Source organism: Mycobacterium sp. SM3041 (genome assembly GCF_039668335.1).
GTDB lineage: Bacteria > Actinomycetota > Actinomycetes > Mycobacteriales > Mycobacteriaceae > Mycobacterium.
In genome coordinates, this window is sequence record NZ_JAYXBQ010000025.1 from 1 (window position 1) to 17,541 (window position 17,541).

Sequence of the window (17,541 nt, forward strand, 5' to 3'; positions counted from 1 at the left end):
CCAGCAATGGGTTTAGGGAACTGGCACTAACCGGCCGAAAACTTACACACACCCAAAAAAACCAATCGTGTGTAAACCAAGACGACAAACATTGCACATCAGTGCCTCGCAACCACAACCCACGTATGAGTCGAACAGACCACACCCCACCACCAAAAACACACCCCACCAAAAGGGGACCGTGAACAGGCCGGTAGAGGATTAAAAAAATAGAGTTACGGCGGCAACAGCGGCAGGGAAACGCCCGGTCCCATCCCGAACCCGGAAGCTAAGCCTGCCAGCGCCGATGATACTGCCCTGCACGGGCGGAAAAGTAGGACACCGCCGAACACAAATTAGGAATCACCCCCCACATTTATGTGGGGGGTGATTCTATTTGAGGAATTTCCATTTCTAGGCTCGGAAATGTGCCCCGGGCCGGCGGCCGATTGCTTCGCCGCCGGTGCCCGGCGGGCGAGTTTGGCGAGCAAAGTTCGGCCGGTGACAGATCGGGCCGTATTCTGACCTGAGATTTCGTAGGGAAAGGTTCCAGTGGTCGACAACAGGCAGGGCGGCGATCGTCGCCCCTCGCGCAGAGACGACGGCGACGCACGACGGGGGCAGCGTCCCCAGCGTGACCGCACGCAGGCCCCCCGACGCCCCGGCTCAGAGCGGAACGGCCGGCCGCCGCAGTCCCGTGACGAAGCGTCGGATCGCCCGTCCGGTCCCCGGCTGCCCGACGACGTCGAAGCCAAGCAGCTGTCGCCTGAGGTCCGTCGTGAACTGACGACCCTCGACAAGGCGACCGCGGACTATGTGGCCAAACACCTCGTCATGGCCGGCGATCTGCTTGAAGAAGATCCGGAAGCCGCTCTCGAGCACGCACGTGCCGCGCGGAACCGGGCGTCGCGCATCGCGGCGATCCGTGAGGCCGTCGGTATCGCGGCCTACCACTGTGGTGACTGGGCGCAGGCCCTGTCCGAGCTGCGTGCGGCCCGGCGGATGGGCAGCAAGTCGCCACTGCTGGCTCTGATCGCCGACTGCGAGCGGGGTGTCGGCCGTCCAGAGCGCGCCATCGAGTTGGGCCGCAGTCCGGAAGCCGAGCAGCTCACCGGTGATGACGCCGACGAACTGAAGATCGTCCTGGCCGGTGCGCGGTGCGACCTGGGTCAGCCCGCGCAAGCGTTGGCGCTGTTGTCGAACCCGCCGCTGGATTCCACTCGGACGGGCCAGACCGCTGCTCGCCTGTTCTACGTGTACGCCGAGACACTGCTGGCCCTCGACCGCAAGAACGACGCACTCCAGTGGTTCCTGCACGCGGCCGCCGCGGACCTGGAAGGCGTCACGGACGCCGAGGACCGCGTCGCCGAATTGGGCTGACGTGGCGACGCTGGCTCAGCTGCACGACTGTCTGCTCCTGGATCTCGACGGCACCGTCTTCCGTGGTCATGAGGCCACCGAAGGTGCTGTCGATGCCCTCGCCGCGATCACGTCCCGCAAGCTCTATGTGACCAACAACGCGTCCCGAACGCCGGCCGAGGTGGCCGACCATCTCGATGCGCTCGGTTTCTCCGCGGATGCCGATGACGTGGTGACCAGTGCCCAGAGTGCGGCGCACCTGTTGGCGCTTCAGCTGCCCGCCGGCGCCAGGGTCCTGGTCATCGGTACCGAAGCACTGGCTGCCGAGGTCGCCAATGTCGGTCTGGAGCCCGTGCGGCAGTTCAGCGACGATCCGGTCGCGGTCGTCCAGGGCCATTCGCCCCAGACCGGTTGGGCCGACCTTGCCGAAGCCGCGCTGACCATCCGGGCCGGTGGCCTCTGGGTAGCGGCGAACAGCGACAAGACGCTGCCGTCCGAGCGCGGATTGCTGCCCGGCAACGGCTCGATGGTCGCCGCACTGCAGACCGCCACCGAACAGGTGCCACAGGTCGCCGGTAAGCCACAGCCCACGTTGATGAACGACGCCCTGGCCCGCGGTCAGTATGGAACCCCGTTGGTCGTCGGCGACCGGCTCGACACCGATATCGCAGGGGCGAATGCCGCCGGACTGCCCAGCCTGATGGTCCTGACCGGGGTGAACAGCGCCGCCGACATGGTGCACGCCGTCCCCGGCGAGCGTCCCGACTACCTGGCGCCCGACCTGCGCTCGCTGGCGGCGCCTGCGGATGCCTTGCGAGTCGGGCCGCACCCCGCGTGGCGGGTCGAGTTGTCCGGCAACGAGGTCACCGTCCACGCCACCGGCGCACCCGTCGACGACGAACTGTCGGTGGTCCGCGCGACGGCCGGTGCCGTATGGTCCGGCGCCGTCTCGGGTCGGGTGCTCATCGCGGCCGGGGACGACACGGCGCGCGCGGCATTGGATCGGTGGTCGCTGCTCGACGGCACCGATCCGCTAGCGTGAACATCGCTATGAGTACCGATCCTGACCAGATCCGCGAAGACATCGCGGTCCTGCTGTCCCATCTCCCGGATTTGTCCGGCGAGGGCGACGAGACGCCGGACCTCGAGGCTGTCGCGGCGGGTTTGGACCACGCCCACAATCTGCTGGTCCGGGCCCTGGAATCGGTCGAGAAGGGGTGACGGGCACGTGACGCGACGCGCACGTGTTGATGCCGAACTCGTCCGGCGGGGGCTCGCCCGGTCTCGTCAACAAGCCGCCGAACTGATCGAGGCCGGCCGCGTGACCATCGACGGTATGCGGGCATCTAAAGCCTCGACGGCGGTGACTCCCGCGGCCAATCTCCTGGTTGCCGAATCCACGGAGCGCAGCTGGGTGTCCCGTGGCGCGCACAAGCTGATCGGGGCCCTCGACGCGTTCGGCGTCTCACCCGAGGGCCGGCGCTGCCTGGACGCCGGTGCGTCCACCGGCGGATTCACCGAGGTGCTGCTGGACCGCGGAGCCCGCGAGATCGTCGCGGCCGACGTCGGCTACGGCCAGTTGGCATGGTCGCTGCGGTCCGATGATCGCGTCATCGTCATGGAGCGGACGAACGTGCGGGAGCTGACGGCAGAGGCCATCGGCGGCTCGGTCGACCTCGTCGTGGCCGATCTGTCGTTCATCTCGCTGGCCACGGTCCTACCGGCACTGACCGCATGTGCGTCGGCCCTAGCCGATATCGTTCCCATGGTGAAGCCGCAGTTCGAGGTGGGCAAGGATCGAGTCGGAGCCGGTGGTGTGGTTTCCGACCCGGAACTGCGCGCCGATGCGGTGCTGACGGTCGCGCGGCGCGCCGCGGAACTCGGCTGGCATGCGGTCGACGTCACCGCCAGCCCACTGCCCGGCCCGTCGGGCAATGTCGAGTACTTCCTGCGGCTGCGGGCCACGACCGATCAACCGCTGCAGGGCGACGCGCTCGTCGCAGCCGTCGGCCGCGCGGTTGCCGAGGGGCCGCAGTGACGCGCGAACGCACCGTCCTGCTGGTGATCCACACCGGCCGCGACGAAGCCACCGAAACCGCGACCCGCGTCGAAAAAGTACTGGGCGACAACGGAATCGGTTTGCGCGTGCTCGCCGCCGAAGCCGTCGATCGCGGTGCTCTGCACCTGGCCCCGGACCACATGCGCGCGATGGGCGTTGACATCACGGTCGTCGATCCCGACAGCCATGCGGCCGAGGGCTGCGAACTGGTCCTGGTCCTCGGCGGTGACGGCACCTTCCTGCGGGCAGCCGAGCTGGCCCGCAATGCCGAGATCCCTGTGGTCGGGGTCAACCTCGGACACATCGGGTTCCTGGCGGAGGCCGAGGCCGAGGCCATCGACCATGTGCTCGAGCGCATCATCAACAAGGACTACCGGGTCGAAGAGCGGATGACGCTCGACATCGGGGTCCGCGTCGACGGCGAGATCGTGCAGCGCGGCTGGGCGCTCAACGAAGCCAGCCTGGAGAAGAGCAGCCGGTTCGGTGTGCTGAACGTGGTGCTCGAGGTCGACGGCCGTCCGGTCTCGGCGTTCGGCTGCGACGGCGTGCTGGTGTCGGCCCCCACTGGATCCACCGCCTATGCCTTCTCCGCGGGCGGCCCGATTCTGTGGCCCGACCTCGAAGCAATCCTGGTGGTACCCAACAACGCTCACGCCCTGTTCGCCCGTCCCATGGTGACGAGCCCCGACGCATCGATCGCGATCGAGGTCGAAGCGGGCAACAATGACGCCATGGTGTTCTGCGATGGCCGTCGCCAGATGGTGGTCCCGGCCGGTGGCCGGCTGGAGGTCACCCGTTGCGAAGTCTCGCTGAAATGGGTTCGACTCGACAGCGCCCCGTTCTCCGACCGTTTGGTGCGCAAATTCCGGTTGCCGGTGAAAGGGTGGCGCGGCCAGTAATGCTGACCGAGATTCGCATCGAGGCGCTCGGCGCCATCAGTGCGGCCACTGCCGAATTCGGCCGTGGCCTGACTGTGCTGACCGGCGAAACCGGTACCGGTAAGACCATGGTGGTCACCAGCCTGCACCTGTTGGGCGGCGCGCGCGCCGACCCCAGCCGGGTGCGTTCGGGTTCGGCCCGCGCTGTCGTCGAAGGCCGTTTCACCACAACCGAACTCGGTGACGGGGTGTCGGAGCGGGTCGATGAGATTCTCGAGGCCTCCGGCGCCGACCGCGATGACGACGGCAGCGTCATCGCCGCGCGTTCGGTGAGCAAGGACGGGCCGTCGCGCGCCTACCTGGGTGGCCGCAGCGTGCCGGCGAAATCGCTGGCCACGTTCACCACGGAACTGCTTGCCCTGCACGGGCAGAATGATCAGCTGCGACTCATGCGTCCCGACGAGCAGCGCGGCGCGCTGGACCGCTACGTCGACGTGACCGGGCTGCTGGCCAAATACCGCAAGCTGCGGGACGAATGGCTCACTGCCCGAAGAGATTTGATCGACCGCCGCAACCGGGCGCGGGATCTCGCCATGGAGGCGGACCGGCTGCAGTTCGGGCTGGGGGAGATCGACGCGGTGGCGCCGGAAGCCGGCGAGGACGACGCGTTGGTCGCCGACATCCGCCGGCTGTCCGAGCTGGATGCGCTGCGGGACGCGGCGCAGACCGCCCGCGCGGCGCTGTCCGGCGAACTCGGCGATGGCCCGTCGGACGACGCCACGTCGGCACTCGATGCCGCGGCGCAGGCCAAGTCGGTGTTGTCGGCGACGGACGACTCCGTGCTGCGTGCCCTCGGCGATCGCCTGGCCGAGGCGCTTGCGGTGATCGGTGACGTGTCCGGTGAACTCGGTGACTATCTTTCGGAATTGCCCAGCGACGCAAGCACTCTGGAATCCAAGCTGGCGCGCCAGGCTGAGCTGCGCAACCTCACCCGCAAGTACGCCGCGGACATCGACGGGGTACTGCAGTGGGCGGCCGACGCCCGGCAGCGGCTGTCGCAGCTCGACGTCTCGGAAGAAGCCCTGGCCGAACTGCAGAAACAGGTCGACGAACGGCACGACAAGGTGGTGCTGGCCGCCGCCGAGGTCACCAAGGCCCGCACCAAGGCGTCGAAGTCCCTGGCGAAGGCGGTGACCGCGGAGCTCGCCGGTCTGGCGATGGGCGGCGCCGGATTCAGCATCACGGTGTCACCGCTGGAGGCACGCGCCGACGACAGCGCGCCACTGACCTTGCCGGACGGCACCCTCGTGCATGCCGGCCACGACGGCGTCGACGCCGTCGAGTTCGGTTTCACACCGCACAGCGGTTCGGACGTGCTGCCGCTGGCCAAGAGTGCGTCCGGTGGCGAGTTGTCACGCGTGATGCTGGCCCTCGAAGTGGTGCTGTCGGCGTCCGCCGAAGGCACCACCATGGTGTTCGACGAGGTCGACGCCGGTGTCGGTGGCCGCGCCGCCGTGCAGATCGGCAAGCGCCTGGCCCGGCTGGCCCGTACCCACCAGGTCATCGTCGTGACGCACCTGCCGCAGGTCGCGGCCTACGGCGACGTGCACCTGGTGGTGGAGAGCGGCCCGAAGTCGAGCCGCGTGGTGCGCCTCGAGGACGAGGACCGGGTCGCTGAGTTGGCCCGCATGCTGGCCGGACTCGGCGATACCGACAGTGGTCGCGCGCATGCTCGCGAGCTGCTCGAGGCGGCGCAGCAGGAGCATGCGGCGCCTTAGGGGTTGGCGGGCGACAGCTCGGCCTGTCCCCATCTGAGTGGACTGACGTCGGTCAGCTCGATCACCTCGTGCACGATGAACTCCACTGAACACTGCGGGCCCTCGTCCCAGATGATCTCGGCGGAGCCCGTCAGCTGCAGCGTGGTCCCGGTCTGCCAGTCGGGGATCAGCAGTCCGGCGCGCGGGTTGGCGCTGATGTTGCCCAGCGTCATGAACATCGAATTGCCGCGGTAGTCCGGCCAGCGCAGCCGGTTCGGCGAAAGCACCTGCAGGAAGCCGGGATTGCCGCCGCGGTGCGACGCATCGGCGTTCCCGTTTGGATCGGCCGACCCGATGAAGAAGGTGTCGGTGCGGGCGACCATGCGCTGCAGACGCTCATCGAGGACGTCGGCGTGACGGACCGCCGGACGATGCGTCTCCTCGGCGACACCGTCGATGTACCTGCGCGAGATGTACTTCGGGCAGTTCGAGTACACCTGATCGGGGTGGATACGGAGCCCGTCATCGGTCGGTCGGGCGACGCCGTTGACCCGCATGCGGCGCCGGGTCTGCGGTTCGATCGCGATCATGCCGACCTGTTGGCCCGGCCGGCGTACGACATCGTGCAGCGGATCGCCGGGCACGGGCAGGGCGTCGACCACGATGGTGTGGTCGACGTCGGCGTGCACGAACCCGGCGGGGCCGGTGACCAAACTGGCCCAGACGCGGCCCGCGTCGTCTGTCGCGGCGAGCACCACCATGGGCTGCTCGGCCAGGAAGGCCGCCGCGGCGGCCGGAATCTCCGTACGGATCATCCGGCCGACGCGGACAGCGATCTCCGCCTGGCCCATGCGCCGCTGCACTTCCAGCTCACCGGCGTGGTAGGCAGTCATGGCGCGGCTCAGAAGAATCCGCAGGTGGGGGCGGCGCCGCTCGGCGCCGGAGCGGTCTCGGCGCCGCCCGGTGCGTAGATCTCCAGCCGGATGCCGTCGGGGTCGGTGAAGAAGATGCCGCCCGAGGCCGCGCCCTCGCCGTGTGCCACCACGCCGTCGTGGGCGAACGTCACGCCCAGCTCTTTGAGTGCGGCCTCCACCGTCTGAACCTGCTCGATGGTGTCGACCTGGAACGACAGGTGGTGCAGACCCGGGCTGCGGGTGGAGAACGCGCCGTCGCTCTGCTGCCACAACGTCAGCCGCAGGGTGCCCTCGGAACCCAGGAAAGCGAAACGGTGGTCGCCCTCGTCGCTGATGCCGAGCTGTTCGAAACCCAGAGCACGCCGGTAGAAGTCGACGGATCGCGACAGGTCGGTGACGTTGAGCCCGACGTGGCCGGGGGCGAGCTTGGGGGTGATGGCGGTGGTCATCGGTTCCTCCGTTGTAACTGTTGATCTGACATTTGAAGGTTAGAATCGAAGGCACAACGTGTCAACCACCAAAATGAAAATAGATGGTTAGTTGACTGTCGGGAGGCTGTCGATGTAGGAGAGGCGGTTAATCTCAGCTATGCGTGATCCGCGCCCGCACGTCGGCGAACCCCTCGCGCTGGATCTGCTGAACACCCGGTGGATGTCGGCGGAGGGGCCCCAGGATCTCCTGACCGACGTGGCGGGACTCCGATGTTGGTTGGTGGCCAACGATCTCGACGATCGTTGCGAATCCGATGAGAAGACCCGCGCGGCCCTGCTGCGGGCGCGCGAAGCCATCCTGCAGGTGGTCACCGACGGCGCGGCCGACGAGTTGAACGCCGTCCTGGACCACGGCCGTATCCGGCGGTCCCTCGCGGAGTCCGGGCCGCACGACGACGTGGACGTGCCCCGATCCGAATGGTTGCCTGGTTGGCTCGCGGCCGACAATCTGCTGCAGCTGCTGGCGGAATCGGCCGGCCGGATCAAGCAGTGCGCGCACCCGCACTGCGTGCTGTGGTTCTACGACACGTCGAAGAACGGCACCCGGCGCTGGCACTCGATGACCACGTGCGGCAACCGCGCCAAGGCCGCCCGGCACTATGCGGCGAAGCGAGATTGAGATCATTCAGCTGTTACGGATGTGACAAAAGAAAACTTCTGAGGCTGTTGTTACGGCGCGCCTCCACCTCTACTTGAGGGTTCATCGACAGAATCGACGCATGAAGATGGCAGCGCTGCTCACCCGAAATGCCGGACCGAAGCCGGGCGTGACTGGAACCGCCCGCGTTGACCGTGACATCGACCGACTGCTGCGACGCGTCGGCCCGGGGGACATCGTCGTTCTCGATGCACTCGACCTCGACCGCATCACCGCCGACGCGCTGGTGGAGGCCGAGGTCGCCGCCGTGGTGAACGCATCGTCGTCGATCTCCGGCCGCTACCCGAACCTGGGGCCGGAAGTGCTTGTCGCCAACGGGGTTACGTTGATCGACGAGACCGGCCCGGAGGTCTTCAAGAAGGTCAAGGACGGCGCCAAGGTGCGGCTGCACAACGGCGGCATCTACAACGGCGACCGCCGTCTGGTCCTCGGCAACGAGCGCAACGACGAGCAGATCCACGAGATGATGCACGAGGCCAAGAGTGGCCTCGTGGCGCACCTGGAGGCGTTCGCCGGCAACACGATCGAGTTCATCCGCAGCGAGAGCCCGCTGCTGATCGACGGCATGGGCATCCCGGACATCGACGTCGACGTGAACCGCCGGCACGTCGTGGTGGTCACCGACGACCCGAGCGCCGAGGCTGACCTGAAGGCCATCAAGCCGTTCATCAAGGAGTACCAGCCGGTGCTCGTCGGTGTCGGCGCCGGCGCCGACACGCTGCGCAAGGCCGGCTACCGTCCCGCGCTGATCGTCGGCGATCCCGAGGAGATGAGCGCCGATGTGCTGCGGTCCGGTGCCCAGGTGGTGCTACCGGCCGACGCCGACGGCCACGCGAAAGGCCTTGAGCGCATTCAGGATCTGGGCGTCGGTGCCATGACGTTCCCGGCCGCCGGCTCGGCCGCGGACCTGGCGCTGCTGCTCGTCGACCATCACGGCGCCGCGCTGATCGTCACCGCCGGCCACCGCGCCAACATCGAAGAGTTCTTCGACCGCACACGGCAGTCCAGCACCCCGTCGACGTTCCTCACGCGCCTGAAGGTGGGGGAGAAGCTGGTCGACGCGAAAGCCGTTGCGACGCTGTACCGCAGCCGCGTCTCCGGCGGCGCCATCGCGCTGCTGGTCCTGGCGATGCTGGTCGCCGTCATCGTGGCGCTGTACGTCGCGCGCGCCGACGCCACCGTCCTGCACCTGGTGACCGACTACTGGAACCGCTTCCTGCTGTGGGCGCAGGGATTGGTGAGCTAGCCGGACGATGATTTCCCTACGCTCGCATGCGATCTCACTGGCCGCGGTGTTCCTGGCGCTGGCCATCGGGGTGATGCTCGGTTCCGGTCTGCTGTCCAACACGCTGCTGTCCGGACTTCGTGACGACAAACACGAGTTGCAGAACCAGATCAACAGCCTCACCGACGAGAAGAACGCACTGAACCAGAAGCTCAGTGCGGCAGGCGAGTTCGATGCCCAGATGTCGCCGCGCATGGTGCATGACGCGCTGGCGGGGAAATCTGTCGTGGTGTTCCGCACCCCGGACGCCGCCACCGACGACGTCGACGCGGCCGCGAAACTGATTGCGGCCGCCGGGGGTTCGGTGACGGGAACCATCGCGCTGACGCAGCAGTTCGTGGACGCCAACGCCTCGGAGAAGCTCCTGTCGGTGGTGAACTCGCCGATCGTGCCGGCCGGACGTCAGCTGAGCACCCGGACCGTCGACCAGGGCTCGCAGGCCGGTGACCTGCTGGGCATCACGCTGCTGCGCGACCGCAACCCGGCGATCCTGCCCGTCGACGACATGCAGCGCGACACCGTGCTCGCGACGCTGCGTGACACCGGGTTCGTCACCTACGGCTCGCAGCGCATCGGGGTCGCCGACAGCGCACTGATCGTCACCGGCGGCGCCCTGGGCGATGACGCCGGCAACCGGGGAGCCACGGTGGCCCGCCTGGCCTCGGGCCTGGCGCCGCACGGCGCGGGCACGCTGGTGGCCGGCCGGGACGGCTGCGCGTCGGGCACCGCGGCCGTCGCCGTCGTGCGTTCGGATGCCGGGCTGTCCGGCGCGGTCGGCACCGTCGACGACGTCAACAGCCAAGCCGGCCGGATCACCACGGTCCTGTCGCTGCAGCAACTCATCGCCGGCGGCCATCCGGCGCAGCTCGGTATCGGTCGTGGCGCCAGCTCGGTGACGGTCCTGCAGTAATTCGAGTCGCAGCGCGCCGTGGTGACCGTCACCGGCGCGTCAGTCCCAGCTCGGGCCGGTCGGTGATAGGGTGAAATTCCGTGGGTCGGCAGGCCCCAGGTAGCTCAACCGCTACGTTGCCCCATCACCACGGAGGTCGTTCTTGGCATCGCTACGCAGGCACCCACAGGCCGCGACGAAGCACATTTTTGTCAGCGGCGGGGTCGCTTCCTCGCTCGGTAAGGGTCTGACCGCCAGCAGTCTTGGCCAATTGCTCACCGCGCGTGGTCTGCACGTGACGATGCAGAAGCTGGACCCGTATCTCAACGTCGACCCCGGCACCATGAACCCGTTCCAGCACGGCGAGGTGTTCGTCACCGAGGACGGCGCCGAGACCGACCTGGACATCGGCCACTACGAGCGCTTCCTGGACCGCAACCTGTCGCGGTCGGCGAACGTCACCACCGGCCAGGTGTACTCCGAGGTCATCGCCAAGGAGCGTCGCGGCGACTACCTCGGCGACACCGTTCAGGTGATCCCGCACATCACCGACGAGATCAAGAGCCGCATCCTCGAGATGGCGCTGCCCGACGCCCAGGGCAAGCGCCCCGACGTGGTGATCACCGAAATCGGCGGCACCGTAGGCGATATCGAGTCGCAGCCGTTCCTGGAGGCGGCCCGCCAGGTCCGTCACGACGTCGGCCGGGAGAACGTCTTCTTCCTGCACGTGTCACTGGTGCCGTACCTGGCCCCGTCGGGCGAGCTGAAGACCAAGCCCACCCAGCACTCGGTGGCCGCGCTGCGCAGCATCGGTATCACGCCGGACGCGCTGATCCTGCGCTGCGACCGCGATGTGCCGGAGCCGCTGAAGAACAAGATCGCGCTGATGTGCGACGTCGACATCGACGGCGTCATCTCGACACCGGACGCCCCGTCGATCTACGACATCCCCAAGGTGCTGCACCGCGAGGAGCTCGACGCCTACGTGGTGCGCCGGCTCAACCTGCCGTTCCGCGACGTGGACTGGTCGGAGTGGGACGACCTGCTGCGCCGCGTGCACGAGCCCAAGGAGACGGTGCGAATCGCCTTGGTGGGCAAGTACATCGACCTGTCCGACGCGTACCTGTCGGTGGCCGAGGCGCTGCGCGCCGGTGGGTTCGCCCACCACTCGAAGGTCGAGATCCGCTGGGTCGCCTCCGATGACTGCGAGACCGAGCAGGGTGCGGCCGCCGCACTCGGCGACGTGCACGGCGTGCTGATCCCGGGTGGCTTCGGCATCCGTGGCATCGAGGGCAAGCTCGGCGCCATCAGCTACGCCCGCCGCCAGCGGCTGCCGCTGCTCGGCCTGTGCCTCGGATTGCAGTGCATCGTCATCGAGGCCGCGCGGTCCGTCGGCATCAGCGGCGCCAACTCGGCGGAGTTCGACGAGCACACGCCGGACCCGGTGATCGCCACCATGGCCGACCAGCTCGACGCGGTGGCCGGTGAGGCCGACCTCGGCGGCACCATGCGCCTCGGTGCGTATCCGGCCGTGCTGCAGGCGGATTCGATCGTGGCCAAGGCCTACGACGCGACCGAGGTCTCCGAACGCCACCGGCACCGCTACGAGGTGAACAACGCCTACCGCGACCGCATCTCCGAGAGCGGGCTGAAGTTCTCCGGCACGTCGCCGGACGGCCAGCTGGTCGAGTTCGTCGAGTATGACGCCGACCTGCACCCGTTCCTGGTCGGCACGCAGGCGCACCCGGAGCTCAAGAGCCGCCCGACGCGTCCGCACCCCCTGTTCGCGTCGTTCATCGGAGCGTCGCTGGACTACAAGGCGGCCGAACGCCTGCCGCTCGAGGAGATCGACTCCGAGGTGCACGGCGCCGGATCGCATGCGGAGGGTTCGGACGAGGATGCCGAGCAGCTGCAAGAATCCCGTGGCTGACCACGATTTCGCCACGCTTTCGAGCGAAACCGTCTATGTAGGAAAGATTTTCGCGTTGCGGGCCGACGAGGTCGCGATGCCCGGTGGTGGCTCGGCGCGCCGTGAGGTGGTCGAGCACTACGGGGCGGTCGCGGTGGTCGCGCTCGACGACGACGGGAACCTGGTACTGGTGTACCAATATCGGCACCCGATCGGGCGGCGGCTGTGGGAGCTGCCCGCCGGGCTGCTCGATATGGGTGACGAGCCGCCGCACGTCACCGCGGCGCGCGAACTCGAAGAGGAAACCGGCCTGGCTGCCGCACACTGGCAGCTGCTGCTCGATGTCGACTCGACGCCCGGATTCAGCGACGAGAGCGTGCGGATCTTCCTGGCGACCGGGCTGACCGACATCGGCCGGCCGCACGCGCACGACGAAGAAGCGGACCTGGTGGTCAAGCGGGTGCCGCTGGCCGATGCCGTGCGGATGGTGTTCGACGGCGAGATCGTCAATGCCCTTGCGGTGGCCGGGATTCTCGCGGCCGCCCACCGGCCGGCCGAGCTGCGGCCGCTCGACGCGCCGTGGATCGACCGCCCGTCCGCACTGCGCACCCGGCGGGAACAGGACTGATGACGGCCGCGGCGTCAGCGGGGGTCCGGTCGCGACTGGAGCAGCAGGTCCAGGGCTACCTGAACCACCTCAGCATCGAGCGGGGCGTCGCGGCCAACACGCTGAGTTCCTATCGGCGTGACATCCGGCGGTACACCGCCCATCTGGCCGGCCGCGGCATCGATGACCTGCGCGCCGTCACCGAGACCGACGTCAGTGAGTTCCTCGTCGCGCTGCGTCAGGGCGATCCCGACAACGGCGTCGTCGCGTTGTCCTCGGTCTCGGCCGCGCGGGCCGTCATCGCGGTGCGTGGGCTGCACAAGTTCGCCGCCGCCGAAGGTCTCGCCGACGCCGACGTCGCCCGCGGTGTGAAGCCACCGACACCGGGCCGACGGCTGCCCAAGAGCCTCAGCTACGACGACGTCATCGCGCTGCTGGACGGCGCGGGCGGCGACAGTGACGCCGACAATCCGCTGACGTTGCGCAACCGCGCGCTGCTGGAACTGCTGTATTCGACGGGAGCGCGCATTTCCGAGGCGGTCGGCCTCGATCGCGACGACGTCGACACCGAGTCCCGGTCGGTCATGCTGCACGGCAAGGGCGGCAAGCAGCGGCTCGTGCCCATCGGCCGGCCCGCCGTCACGGCACTGGATGCCTACCTGGTGCGGGGCCGTCCCGATCTGGCGCGCCGCGGCAAGGGCACGCCCGCGATCTTCCTCAACGCGCGCGGCGGCCGGTTGTCGCGGCAGAGCGCGTGGCAGGTGCTGCAGGACTCCGCCGAGCGGGCCGGCATCACCGCCGCGGTCTCGCCGCACACGCTGCGCCACTCGTTCGCCACGCACCTGCTCGAAGGCGGCGCCGACGTGCGCGTCGTGCAGGAACTGCTCGGCCACGCGTCCGTCACCACCACGCAGATCTACACGCTGGTGACCGTCAGCGCGCTACGCGAAGTGTGGGCGGGGGCGCACCCGCGCGCCAGATAAGAACGACGATCGGCCGGGGCTAGCATCCGGTCATGGCGTTCTACGACATCATCGAGACGACCGGCAAGGTGATCGACGCCGTCGGTGTCGCCGTGATCGTCGGCGGTGCCGTGATCGCCCTGGCCGCCACGTTCGGTCGGATGCGTGGTTCAGAGGGCGGCGCCTACGACGCGTTCCGGCGCCAGCTCGGCCGCTCGATCCTGCTGGGGCTCGAATTCCTCGTCGCGGCCGACATCATCCGCACCGTGGCCGTCACGCCGACCGCGCAAAGCGTCGCGGTGCTGGCCGGCATCGTCGCCATCCGGACCTTCCTGAGCTTCTCGCTGCAGGTCGAGATGACCGGCTCGTGGCCGTGGCAGCGCCCGGTCAAGGCGGCGGACGACGCTCAGCCCAGGTAGTCGGACTCGAGCACCAGGTCAGGCAGCGTTTTCTGGTATTCGACGTGGGTGGGGTGTTCCTGCGTGTGCCACAGCTTGCCCTCCTGATCCCGCATGTACGCGCGGTAGGCCGGAGCGCCGGGCACCTTCACGTTGTCCGCCACGACGATCGCGCCGCGGTGCAGCCAGCCCCGCGCCAGGATCGACTCCAGGTCCTTGAGGTAGGCCGCCTTGTCGTGGTCGATGAACACGAAATCGAGGTTGCCCGGCCCGAATCCATGACCGGCCAGCGTGTCGAGCGTCGCGCCGCCGTCGCCGATGGTGCCGACGACGCACGTGATCCGGTCCGCGACGCCGGCGTGGGCCCAGATGCGGCGGGCGATCTCCGCGTTGTCGGCAGACAGTTCGACGGTGAAGACGTGCGCGTCCGGCACGGTTCGGGCCATGAGCAGCGCGCTGTAGCCGCAGTAGGTGCCGAGCTCGAGAATGCGCGACGGGTTGGCCCGGATGAGCGCGGACTCGAGGAGTTGGCCTTTTTCGTCACCGACGTTGACGAGCATCGACTGTTCGCGGGCGAACGTGTCGATGGTCGCGAGGACATGATCGACGTCGCCGCGGCGGGCGTTCGCTTCCACATAGGCGGCCGCGGCGGCCTCGCGGCCGTCGCCCCACTGTCCGGTCTGGACGAACTTTCGCATCCCCAGCGCCATCCGGACGAAGGACCACCGTCGCTTCCAGCTCATGGCAGTCACATTAGGACAGCGGGTCTGCCGTCGTCAGCGGCGTGGCACCGTTAAACTTGCCCGGATGTTCGCTATGGGAGTCACGCCGCTGATCGGCGACGCATGACCGATGTCCCAACAGGCGTGGGGGGCCTGAGCCCGGTGGAGCCGGTTTCGTTGCCGCTTCATGTCGATGCCTCGTCCGCGACCGCAGATCCGGAACCCGCGATCGGCCTGACCGGACGTCCCGCCCGACACATCCCCGAGCCCAAACCCAAGAGCGTGCACGGCCCGGCCAAGGTCATCGCGATGTGCAACCAGAAGGGCGGCGTCGGCAAGACCACGTCAACCATCAATCTGGGCGCCAGCCTGGCCGAATACGGCCGCCGCGTGCTGCTGGTCGACCTCGATCCGCAGGGCGCGCTGTCCGCCGGCCTTGGCGTCCCGCACTACGAGCTCGAGCACACCGTGCACAACCTGCTCGTCGAGCCGCGGGTGTCGATCGACGACGTGCTGATCAACACCCGGGTCAAGGGCCTGGACCTGGTGCCCAGCAACATCGACCTGTCTGCCGCCGAGATTCAGCTGGTCAACGAGGTCGGCCGTGAGCAGACGCTGTCCCGCGCGCTGTATCCCGTGCTGGACCGCTACGACTATGTGCTGATCGACTGCCAGCCGTCGCTCGGGCTGCTCACGGTGAACGGGCTGGCCTGCGCCGACGGCGTCATCATCCCGACCGAATGCGAGTTCTTCTCGTTGCGCGGTCTCGCGTTGCTGACCGACACCGTCGACAAGGTGCGCGACCGGCTGAACCCCAAACTCGACATCAGCGGGATCCTGATCACCCGGTACGACAACCGCACCGTCAACGCGCGCGAGGTCATGGCCCGAGTGGTCGAGCGCTTCGGCGATCTCGTGTTCGACACCGTCATCAGTCGCACCGTGCGCTTCCCGGAGACCAGCGTCGCCGGTGAACCGATCACCACCTGGGCCCCGAAATCCGGTGGCGCCCAGGCGTACCGGGCGTTGGCGTGCGAGGTCATCGACCGGTTCGGCGCGTGATTTCGGAGGTCGACGCTCCCGACAGTGCTGGGGGCGCGGCGCCGGAGGATCCGGCGACCGACCAGCCGGACGAGAAGAAAGCCGGCTTCCAGGTCCGGCTCACCAACTTCGAGGGCCCTTTCGACCTGCTGCTGCAGCTGATCTTCGCGCACCGACTCGACGTCACCGAAGTGGCGTTGCACCAGGTCACCGACGAGTTCATCGCGTACACCAAGGAGATCGGCAGCCAGCTCGAGCTGGATGAGACGACGGCGTTCCTGGTCGTCGCGGCGACTCTCCTGGATCTGAAGGCCGCCCGGCTGCTGCCCGCCGCCGAGGTCCACGACGAGGACGACCTGGCGCTGCTCGAAGTGCGCGACCTGCTGTTCGCGCGGCTGCTGCAATACCGGGCCTTCAAGCACGTCGCGTTGATGTTCGCCGAGCTCGAGGCCGCGGCGATGCGCAGCTACCCGCGGGCCGTCACGCTGGAGGACCGGTTCACCGAGCTGCTGCCTGAGGTGATGCTCGGCGTGGACGCCGACCGGTTCGCCCAGATCGCGGCGGCTGCGTTCACACCGCGTCCGGTGCCGTCGCTGCGCGTCGACCACCTGCACGTGCAGGCGGTGTCGGTGCCCGAGCAGGCGATGAAACTGATGGGGCTGCTGGAGAGTCGCGGCATCGGGGAGTGGGCGTCGTTCACCGACCTGGTCGCCGACTGTGACGGCGGTATGGAGATCGTCGGGCGGTTCCTGGCGCTATTAGAGCTCTACCGGGCCAAGGCGGTAAACTTCGAGCAGATTGAACCGCTTGGAGTGCTGCAAGTTTCGTGGACCGGGGAGCGGCCGACGAACGAGCATCTGGCAGCGGCGGTGGAAGAAGACCAATGACGGACAACGACGCGGTGATTGCCGCGGATAGCAGCGTGGGCGAGGGCGGCGAGCCTGACGCCGGTGTGACCGACGACGCCGCTGTCGCCGAGGGTGACGAACTCGACACCGAGATCAGCGATGACGAGCTCGGGTGCGCGCTGGAGGCCCTGCTGCTGGTGGTCGACACCCCTGCGCCGGTCGACTCTCTGGCGACCGCTCTGGACGAAACCATCGAGCGCGTCGAGGACAAGCTGCGCCGGATGGCCGCCGAACTGGCCGAGCGCGGCAGCGGCATCGACCTGCGCGAGGCCGGTGGCGGCTGGCGGATGTACACCCGGGCCCGGTACGCGCCCTATGTCGAGCGGCTGATTCTCGACGGCGCCCGGTCCAAGCTGACCCGGGCGGCGCTGGAGACGCTTGCGGTCGTCGCCTACCGGCAGCCGGTGACCCGCGCCCGGGTCAGTGCGGTGCGTGGCGTCAACGTCGACGCCGTGATGCGGACCCTCGCCGCACGCGGCCTCATCATCGAAGCCGGCACCGATGCCGACAGTGGCGCAACGACTTTCGCCACGACGGAATTGTTCCTGGAGCGGCTCGGGTTGACCTCGCTGAGCGAGCTGCCGGAACTCGCCCCGCTGTTGCCGGATGTCGACGTCATCGACGACATCACTGAAACGCTCTCTGAGGAGCCGCGTTTCGCCAAACTCGGCGGAACCCCTGCGCCGGCTGCAGAGCCGGCCAAATTCGACGTAGATCGGGACTGA

19 protein-coding genes and 1 rRNA gene are annotated in these 17,541 nt (G+C 68.2%); 17 read left to right on the forward strand and 3 right to left on the reverse strand.

The window, feature by feature from the left end; genetic code table 11:
- The first annotated feature begins 216 nt into the window (after positions 1-216).
- The 7 genes from rrf to recN all read left to right on the forward strand — a co-directional run bounded on the left by rrf (position 217) and on the right by recN (position 6,053).
- Positions 217-330 (forward strand): 5S ribosomal RNA (gene rrf / locus VXD91_RS06510).
- Between the two features lie 201 nt (positions 331-531).
- Positions 532-1,359: a tetratricopeptide repeat protein gene (locus VXD91_RS06515; protein ID WP_346414988.1), complete on the forward strand. Its 828-nt coding sequence runs from the start codon at positions 532-534 to the stop codon at positions 1,357-1,359.
- Between the two features lies 1 nt (position 1,360).
- Positions 1,361-2,380 (forward strand): HAD-IIA family hydrolase, encoded by a 1,020-nt coding sequence (locus VXD91_RS06520; protein WP_346414989.1) that lies wholly within the window; start codon positions 1,361-1,363, stop codon positions 2,378-2,380.
- Positions 2,381-2,388: 8 nt separating this feature from the next.
- The gene (locus VXD91_RS06525; protein ID WP_090562517.1) at positions 2,389-2,559 is read left to right on the forward strand and encodes a hypothetical protein; all 171 of its coding nucleotides are present in this window, start codon (positions 2,389-2,391) and stop codon (positions 2,557-2,559) included.
- A gap of 7 nt (positions 2,560-2,566) precedes the next feature.
- Positions 2,567-3,376 carry a TlyA family RNA methyltransferase gene (locus tag VXD91_RS06530; RefSeq protein ID WP_318984868.1) on the forward strand — a complete coding sequence of 270 codons (810 nt, stop codon included), beginning with the start codon at positions 2,567-2,569 and terminating at the stop codon, positions 3,374-3,376.
- The gene (locus VXD91_RS06535; RefSeq protein ID WP_020100018.1) at positions 3,373-4,296 is read left to right on the forward strand and encodes an NAD kinase; all 924 of its coding nucleotides are present in this window, start codon (positions 3,373-3,375) and stop codon (positions 4,294-4,296) included. Before VXD91_RS06530 ends, VXD91_RS06535 begins: the two co-directional genes overlap by 4 nt.
- Entirely contained in the window at positions 4,296-6,053 is a 1,758-nt protein-coding gene (gene recN / locus VXD91_RS06540) for a DNA repair protein RecN (RefSeq protein ID WP_346414990.1), read from the forward strand. The genes VXD91_RS06535 and recN overlap by 1 nt, the downstream gene beginning before the upstream one ends.
- On the opposite strand, the gene VXD91_RS06545 is transcribed toward recN, so the two are convergent.
- Together VXD91_RS06545 and VXD91_RS06550 are read right to left on the reverse strand one after the other, a co-directional pair.
- Positions 6,050-6,925 (reverse strand): pyridoxamine 5'-phosphate oxidase family protein, encoded by an 876-nt coding sequence (locus tag VXD91_RS06545; RefSeq protein ID WP_346414991.1) that lies wholly within the window; start codon positions 6,923-6,925, stop codon positions 6,050-6,052. The genes recN and VXD91_RS06545 overlap by 4 nt on opposite strands.
- 8 nt (positions 6,926-6,933) lie before the next feature.
- Entirely contained in the window at positions 6,934-7,395 is a 462-nt protein-coding gene (locus VXD91_RS06550; protein ID WP_346414992.1) for a VOC family protein, read from the reverse strand.
- 139 nt (positions 7,396-7,534) lie between these two features.
- Between VXD91_RS06550 and VXD91_RS06555 the strand changes: the two genes are divergently transcribed.
- The 7 genes from VXD91_RS06555 to VXD91_RS06585 all read left to right on the forward strand — a co-directional run bounded on the left by VXD91_RS06555 (position 7,535) and on the right by VXD91_RS06585 (position 14,166).
- On the forward strand, positions 7,535-8,056 hold the full coding sequence (locus VXD91_RS06555) for a CGNR zinc finger domain-containing protein (RefSeq protein WP_346414993.1): 522 nt from the start codon (positions 7,535-7,537) through the stop codon (positions 8,054-8,056).
- 100 nt (positions 8,057-8,156) lie between these two features.
- On the forward strand, positions 8,157-9,341 hold the full coding sequence (gene steA, locus VXD91_RS06560) for a putative cytokinetic ring protein SteA (RefSeq protein ID WP_212814175.1): 1,185 nt from the start codon (positions 8,157-8,159) through the stop codon (positions 9,339-9,341).
- A gap of 7 nt (positions 9,342-9,348) precedes the next feature.
- Positions 9,349-10,290 (forward strand): copper transporter, encoded by a 942-nt coding sequence (locus VXD91_RS06565; protein ID WP_318984871.1) that lies wholly within the window; start codon positions 9,349-9,351, stop codon positions 10,288-10,290.
- 142 nt (positions 10,291-10,432) lie between these two features.
- The gene (locus VXD91_RS06570) at positions 10,433-12,199 is read left to right on the forward strand and encodes a CTP synthase (RefSeq protein ID WP_212814180.1); all 1,767 of its coding nucleotides are present in this window, start codon (positions 10,433-10,435) and stop codon (positions 12,197-12,199) included.
- Positions 12,192-12,806, forward strand: a complete 615-nt coding sequence (locus VXD91_RS06575) for an NUDIX hydrolase (protein ID WP_318984872.1) — start codon at positions 12,192-12,194, stop codon at positions 12,804-12,806. The genes VXD91_RS06570 and VXD91_RS06575 overlap by 8 nt, the downstream gene beginning before the upstream one ends.
- Positions 12,806-13,768 carry a site-specific tyrosine recombinase XerD gene (gene xerD, locus VXD91_RS06580; RefSeq protein ID WP_318984873.1) on the forward strand — a complete coding sequence of 321 codons (963 nt, stop codon included), beginning with the start codon at positions 12,806-12,808 and terminating at the stop codon, positions 13,766-13,768. The genes VXD91_RS06575 and xerD overlap by 1 nt, the downstream gene beginning before the upstream one ends.
- Before the next feature lie 32 nt (positions 13,769-13,800).
- The gene (locus tag VXD91_RS06585) at positions 13,801-14,166 is read left to right on the forward strand and encodes a DUF1622 domain-containing protein (RefSeq protein ID WP_064986775.1); all 366 of its coding nucleotides are present in this window, start codon (positions 13,801-13,803) and stop codon (positions 14,164-14,166) included.
- On the opposite strand, the gene VXD91_RS06590 is transcribed toward VXD91_RS06585, so the two are convergent.
- Positions 14,154-14,888, reverse strand: a complete 735-nt coding sequence (locus tag VXD91_RS06590) for an O-methyltransferase (RefSeq protein ID WP_346414994.1) — start codon at positions 14,886-14,888, stop codon at positions 14,154-14,156. The two genes, VXD91_RS06585 and VXD91_RS06590, sit on opposite strands and share 13 nt — an antisense overlap.
- 102 nt (positions 14,889-14,990) lie before the next feature.
- On the opposite strand from VXD91_RS06590, the gene VXD91_RS06595 reads away from it, so the two are divergent.
- From VXD91_RS06595 to scpB, 3 genes are read left to right on the forward strand one after another with little or no spacing between them, the layout of a single operon-like run.
- A complete protein-coding gene (locus tag VXD91_RS06595) occupies positions 14,991-15,929 on the forward strand; it encodes a ParA family protein (RefSeq protein WP_318984874.1) in 939 nt (312 codons plus the stop codon).
- Positions 15,929-16,795 (forward strand): segregation/condensation protein A, encoded by an 867-nt coding sequence (locus VXD91_RS06600; RefSeq protein WP_318985107.1) that lies wholly within the window; start codon positions 15,929-15,931, stop codon positions 16,793-16,795. Before VXD91_RS06595 ends, VXD91_RS06600 begins: the two co-directional genes overlap by 1 nt.
- Positions 16,792-17,541 carry an SMC-Scp complex subunit ScpB gene (scpB, locus tag VXD91_RS06605; RefSeq protein WP_318984875.1) on the forward strand — a complete coding sequence of 250 codons (750 nt, stop codon included), beginning with the start codon at positions 16,792-16,794 and terminating at the stop codon, positions 17,539-17,541. Before VXD91_RS06600 ends, scpB begins: the two co-directional genes overlap by 4 nt.